7 protein-coding genes are annotated in these 6,482 nt (G+C 63.6%); all 7 read left to right on the top strand.

Annotated elements, in window-relative coordinates:
• The first annotated feature begins 371 nt into the window (after window positions 1-371).
• Window positions 372-701: a hypothetical protein gene (locus AC5P6H_RS18995; protein WP_126411778.1), complete on the top strand. Its 330-nt coding sequence runs from the start codon at window positions 372-374 to the stop codon at window positions 699-701.
• A gap of 20 nt (window positions 702-721) precedes the next feature.
• A complete protein-coding gene (locus AC5P6H_RS18990; protein WP_032958215.1) occupies window positions 722-1,753 on the top strand; it encodes an OmpA family protein in 1,032 nt (343 codons plus the stop codon).
• 539 nt (window positions 1,754-2,292) lie between these two features.
• Complete coding sequence (locus AC5P6H_RS18985; protein ID WP_014036176.1) at window positions 2,293-2,565, top strand: hypothetical protein; 273 nt, start codon at window positions 2,293-2,295, stop codon at window positions 2,563-2,565.
• Window positions 2,566-2,677: 112 nt separating this feature from the next.
• Window positions 2,678-4,207, top strand: a complete 1,530-nt coding sequence (locus AC5P6H_RS18980; RefSeq protein ID WP_343200248.1) for a pilus assembly protein TadG-related protein — start codon at window positions 2,678-2,680, stop codon at window positions 4,205-4,207.
• A complete protein-coding gene (locus AC5P6H_RS18975; protein WP_495202964.1) occupies window positions 4,204-4,989 on the top strand; it encodes a hypothetical protein in 786 nt (261 codons plus the stop codon). Before AC5P6H_RS18980 ends, AC5P6H_RS18975 begins: the two co-directional genes overlap by 4 nt.
• A gap of 15 nt (window positions 4,990-5,004) precedes the next feature.
• A complete protein-coding gene (locus AC5P6H_RS18970) occupies window positions 5,005-5,820 on the top strand; it encodes a TadE/TadG family type IV pilus assembly protein (RefSeq protein ID WP_014036173.1) in 816 nt (271 codons plus the stop codon).
• Window positions 5,804-6,472 (top strand): hypothetical protein, encoded by a 669-nt coding sequence (locus tag AC5P6H_RS18965; protein WP_014646172.1) that lies wholly within the window; start codon window positions 5,804-5,806, stop codon window positions 6,470-6,472. Before AC5P6H_RS18970 ends, AC5P6H_RS18965 begins: the two co-directional genes overlap by 17 nt.
• Window positions 6,473-6,482: the final 10 nt, after the last annotated feature.

Genomic DNA, 6,482 nt, shown 5'->3' with positions numbered 1-6,482 from the left:
GCGAAGTGCGCTGCGCGCGCTTCACCCCAGACGTTGCTGCGCAACGTTCGGGCCCCTCCCCTTGCCGGCCTCTCCCCGCCCCTGTCGGGGCAGCCCCTCAACAGAGGGGCTTGTTGCTCCAGATCCATCAATGGGTTTCCGTCGTGCGGGGATGCCTGGTCGACCGTCCCGCTTCCACGTTCGATGGCCGTCCAACGACAGGATCTGCCCCACGTCGTGGCACCCCGCGCTTCCTGTCCACGCCCTGACCACTGGCCGTGCCGTGGCGATGCAACGACACGCTGGCACTCACTGCCTGTTGCTATGCTCGGGCCACAGGGGATTGATGCCCGCTATCGGGCCGGATGAGGAACATCAACATGCGGTATTTCATGACGAAGCTAGTGATCACCTCCGCCTTGCTGATCGGCAGCGGCACCGCAGTCGCACAGGGCGGCGGTGCGGCGCAGTTCGGCGCACTGGGAGGCACGCATGCAGGCAATGCCCTGGCGTGCGGCGCAACCCCGGAACAGGCCGCCAAGCTGCGCGCAAGCCACAAGGCACAGGCAAAAACCGTGTTCGGCGCCGAAGCAGGCTTCGACCAGGCCTATGACACGGCCGAAGCGCAGACACAGAAGAAGATCACCGATGCCTGGAAGAAGGGCCAGTACAAGCCCACCAGCGAAGTCTGCAACGAACTGATGAAGCAGGTGCGTTCATGACGCAGAAGCACGGATCGACGATGTCCGCAGTGCGCGCGAGCCTGTTGGCCGCCAGCCTGGTACTGGCACTGGGTGCCTGCAAGCGCGCTGGCGAAGCGCCTGCAGAGGGTGGCGCTTCCTCGGCCGCACCTTCCAGCACCGCAGCCGAACCATCACCGCAGGCGGCTGCGGCCACGGATGGAAGCCAGAAGGCCGCAGCGTTCAATGTTGCCGAGCTGCCCGTATCGCAGGCAACGATCGGCAGCTTCCCTTATCTCGGACTGCCGCAGGGCTACACCAGCCAGGACGTCGTAGACAGCGAATTCGATCGCGTACCGTTCTGGACCGGCGATCGCGTGGAATGGATTGAAGGCAAGGTTCATTCTTCGGTCCTGCAGAGCAGCAGCGATCACCCTTATTCGCAGCTGGAGCTCAGCCGCAATGTACAGAGCCTGGTCGAGGCCCTGGGGGGCAAGCGCATTTTCTCCGGCACCATACCGGCCGATGCATCGCGTGACATCGGCAACAGCAAGGCGGCGACCACCTATGTCGGCGGCATCGGCGACATCTACAACGAACCCGCAGAAACCTATGTCATCCATCGCGAAGATCGCGATATCTGGATCCACCTGGGCTCGGGTGGAAACTCCGGCGGCCTGCTCGTCGCAGAGACAAAACCGGTGCAGATCACGGCCAAGGTCATTGAAGCGGACACGCTGAAACAGGCACTGGACAGCAGTGGCAAGGTATCCATCCAGGTGAACTTCGCAACCGACGCCGCCGAGATCCTGCCCGATTCGGAACCGCAGATCGCACAGGTCACCCAGCTGTTGAAGGCCGACCCACAGCTTCGCCTTTCCGTTGAAGGACACACCGACAACAGCGGCAGCCAATCGCACAACCAGACGCTCTCGCAGGCGCGTGCGGAGTCGGTGCGCACGCGTCTTGTCGGCGGTGGAATCGCAGCCGAACGCCTGAGCGCGAAAGGCTATGGGCAGAGCCAGCCGGTCGCCGACAACGCAACCGAAGAAGGGCGTCGCGCCAATCGTCGCGTGGAACTGGTCAAGCGCTGATATCACCACGACGTTACTGCGTTGAAGCACTCCGGAAAAAGCACATGCCCTGCATGTGCTTTTTTCTTTTCCGCGCCGCACGGTCATTTGTTTTGCTGCGGATGCAACGAGATAAAAACACGCGGATCTCTCATCCCGTTCGAACAAGCAGCAGGCCGTGCACGCGCCCTCTGTAGCGCGCCAATATTCCGGCACCACAAGCCGCCTCCGTGACACAAATATGTCAGTTGAGTGTTAATTTCCTTAACGAAAAGCGGTGCATCTAGCTCAAATTTGACGTGTTTATGTGCAGACAATTGTTAATCTGCAATGCGCATCACATTTTCAAATATTTCATTGCATATCGGAAAAACCTGACTTGTATCGTCAATTTTCTGTCGATAGGCTTGGCCCCGTTCTCGAACAAGCGACAAATTTTCGACGAACCAGGGTGTGAGCTTCCTGTCTTTACCTCGCCCTGCCATTAATCAGGATCCCCCAGCGGACACGCCGAATATCCCGCACACCCGGGAGGATTCCTGCCATCAAGGAGGAAATACATGGAACGCAGCCGTCGTCACATCCGTTTTTCCCGTAAGCAGGCCGGTCAGGGCATGACCGAGTACATCATCATCACCGCGCTGATCGCCATCGCCGCGATCGGAGCCGTCACCTTCTTCGGAGGCACGGTCCGCAGCCAGGTGGCAGGCATGTCGAAGGAACTTTCCGGCCAGAGCGCGACGCAGTCGATCAACCGCGCCAAGAACCAGGCCAACAGCGCCCAGCAGGAAGCTGACAAGACCAAGGGCATGGACGCGTACAAGAACAAGTAATACCCCAGCCCTGGCGGCATGAAGCCGCCAGGGCCCTCCCAGCATAATCTCCCTGCGCGCACCGCACGCGGCGCGCGACGGGCAGCCATGGCCTCCGGCCCAGGAATTCGTTATGCGCAGCGCATTGGCTTTGGCACGAAGCCGTGCGGCCCGGGGCGTTTCCAGCCACCGAACGGTCGCCGGCCAAGCAATGGTTCTCGGGCTGGCACTCATTCTGGTTCTATGCATCGGGATTGTCCTGCTGTTCAACACAGGGCAGGTGGTGAACAAGAAGGTGGAGCTGGTCAATGCGGCCGACGCCGCCGCCTACAGCGTTGCGATCCAGCAGGCACGCGCACTGAACTACGCGGCCTACATGAACCGTGCCCGCGTTGCCAACGAAGTGGCCGTGGCACAGACGATCAGCCTCTATTCGTGGCTGAACCAGATGCACACCACCTCCATCGTCATCCGCACCACGCTGGATGTGCTCTCCGCCATTCCCTACATCGGCGTGGTGTTCAAGGCATTGGCAACCGCCTTCAAGGTCGCCGAACGCATTCTCAAGGTCACCCGCCAGGCGTTCCAGCCTGTCGCGCAGGCGGCCATCGTCGCCATCGACAAGCTCAACATGATGTTCGCCGCCTCGGTGCAGCTCGTCATCGAGGGCGTATCGCGGCTGGACAGCTACACCATCGCCAAGGATGTGCTGCAGCGGAACTCACCGCAGGCACAGCTGGGCACCATCGGAACCGCGGTGCTCGGCACGCAACTGGCCACGGCCGAGAACCGGCTGCTGCAGCGCTACAGCATTCCCCGTACCGCCAACGGTGGCTCGGCCACGCAGCGCCAGGGCGCCGACCGCTTCCGCAATGTGGTGATGCAGTCGCGTGATGGCTTCAGCAAGAGCCGCAGCGATGATTTCCTCGGCTTCCTGGTGCAGTCCGGCGGCACCGACATGGTCGACTACAACCGATGGGCAGCGCTGGACACCATGGCCGTCGAGCTTCCGCTGCCATGGCCGCTTTCCGATATCGATATTCCAGTCGGCTGGGGCGGTGCGCAGGCCGTGGAAAGCTATCGCAACCAGCGCTTCCTCAACGGCTTCGGCAACGGCAACGGCTGGTACTCGGACTGGGACCGCCGCCGCTACCGCCCGTATGGCGAAGCGGTGCGCCGCAATCGTGGCGCGGCGTGGATTGTCGACCGCAGCCAGGATGCCAACGTGCGCTTCGCCAATGGCCAGCATCGCAAGGCCTTCTTCACCGGCTACAACGGCCTGCGCGACTATCACGACGTCAAGGCCGGGCAGGCACTGCAGCCCTACGCCGAGAATGATCGTGACCGCGACAAGGTCGGCCCGGTCTTCACCATCTATGCCGAGACCGCCGGCACCAGCGCGCGCACCACGTCCGGCGCCGGCATCGGCGCCCCGGCCGGCTCGCAGATGGAACTGCCGGACAGGATGGCCAACAACAAGATCGCCGCACTTTCCTCCGCGCAGGTGTTCTTCGACCGCCCGGTGCAGCTGCGCATGTTCAGCCGCGATGACCGCAAGCGTGAAACCGGAAACCTGTTCAGCCCTTACTGGCAGGCACGACTGGTCAAGACCGATGCCACCACCAAGGCTGCCCTGGCGGCAGCCGGAGCCTTGATGCCATGACGTTTGCTGTTTTCAATCGCCTGTACCTGTCGATCGCCACACTGCTGATCAGCGGCTGTGGCAGCGCGGCGGACAACGGCGAGCCCGCCACTGCCAGGAACATGCCGGGCATCCATCTTGACCAGATTGCCGAAACCCTGGTGGATGGACGCAACGCGGCGCGCACCAGCTACCAGCAGGCACTGAGCGACTGCCAGGCGGCAGGATTGCCGACCCGCGCACTGGATGACGCCGATGTCGCCCGCCTGGGAACCGTTCGTTACGAAGCCTGGCTTTCCAGCAAAGAGGAAGTGTTCCGTACCCGCGAATGGCGCCTGCTCAACGATGGCCCTGCGACCAGCTGCCAGTTCCGGCTGGAGGCCACCGGCCTGCAGGAGACCCAGAGCGCCTCCGGCGTGGAGCAGGTCGATCTGGCAACGGGAGAGCGTAGCCAGTCCCCCGCCGACAGCGACGGGCTCACCCGCTTTGCCGCCGAAGCCGACGAAGGCAGCGCCTCTCCGGGCTTCCAGCGCGCGGGCAACCGCAGGGTCGCTGGCCAGCCGTGCAACGTGTGGAAGGACGAGAACGGACGGTTCAGCCAGTGCGTGTGGTCGGCTGGTGCCAGCTGGGGCTTCACCCCCGGTGCACTGAACGACTACCGGCCGAGCCGCTACGCCATTGTCCTGGAGCAGGAACCCCTCGACGGCAATGGCACCCGCCTGACCACGCAGCGCATGACGGTGGGCCAACCCTTTGAACGCGGCGACCTCGAGGTACCGCGCGAACCGTCCTCCCAACGATGACCTGCTGAGGTAGCCATGGACAGGGAACGCCCATTCCGCGGCGCGCGTCGCCAGCGCGGCCAGAGTCTCACCGAAGTCGCCGTGCTCTGCGCCGTGCTGGTGCCGATCTTCCTGCTGATCCCGATCCTGGCCAAGTACATCCACGCCCGCCAGGCCACCCAGCAGGCCGCGCGCGCGATCGCCTGGGAAGCCACCGTATCGCCGGACTACAAGCTGCCGGCCAGCGGCCGCCAGCGCGATCTTGCCGTCGACCGCTATTTCGGGCGTGCCAACGATCCCATCGTCAGCCAGGCGCAGACCGGCGCACGCGATGCCGCCGTCGGCGACGTCCTGATGAATACCTTCTCCAACCAGCCGCTGGTGCGGCGCGGTGACCTCGCCCTGGTCTCCTACACCAGCACGTCGGCAGGCGGCATGATGAAGAAGATCGGCGACGTGACCTCGATGTTCGGTTCGTTCCCGCCCAACCGCAACGGCCTGACCCAGGCCCAGCTGCGGTTGGATGTGCAGGATCTGAAAAGTGCCAACGGCAGTGCTGCCGCCTATCTGGAACCCTTCGATTCGCTGGGCCTGAAGCTGCAGGCCACCCATGTGGTGCTGGCCGACCCCTGGAATGCAGCCGGTTCCGGGCTCAAGGTCAACTCGTCACGCTCGGTGATCGCGCAGGTCAAGCCACTGGTGCCATCCCAGCACATGGCGGGCATCGCCAAGGCGTTTGACGGCCTCTCCGGCATCCCGATGATCGGGACGCTGAGCAGGCTTGATCCCGGTTACATCGCGCCCGACGTGGTGCCTGTCGACAAGTTGCCTGCCTATGCGCCGTCGCGTTGACCTGCTGGCGGCACTGGCCGCGCTGCTGTTCGCCTGGCCTGCGCTGGCCGCGTCCTGGCCGGACATTCCCGAGCCCGAGGGCGCGCAGAGCGAGTGGGTGGCCAAGGACATGCTCTACAACGGCCTGCCCATGCGCATCTCGCGCTTCACGTCCGCATTGCCGGTGTCGTCCATCGTCAGCTACTACAACCGCGAATGGCCCGGGCAGACCGTGATCAACGAGGTCGGCGGCAAGACCGTGATCGGCCACGCACACGGCGAGTACTACGTGACCATCGAGGTATCGGCCAAGGGCAGTGGCAGCCAGTCACAGATCGGCATTACACGCCTGCTCAAGCGCAAGCCCGATGCCGCGGCCGGCGCCGATTTCCCGAAACCGTCCGGGACGCAGGTGATCAATGACATCACCTACCTGGACACGCCCGGGCGCAGCCTGTCCATGGAAAGCACGCTGTCTCCGTTCCAGACCGATGCCTTCTATGCCAGCCGCCTCCCTGCGGACGGCTGGAGCCGAAGTTCCGGCCCTGCGGGGTGTTCGATGATCGCGCTGCAGTGCGTTGTCCGCTACAGCAAGGGCAGCCAGGAAATGACCATGACCTTCAACCGGCACGAGCAGGGAACCTCGATTGTCGTCAACCAGTCGCAGCACTGAGACCACCGCC

The sequence above is a fragment of the Stenotrophomonas sp. YJH_SMC_110 genome (genome assembly GCF_059369255.1).
Note: the sequence above shows the minus strand (reverse complement) of the source record. Positions and strands in the feature narration are given on the sequence as shown.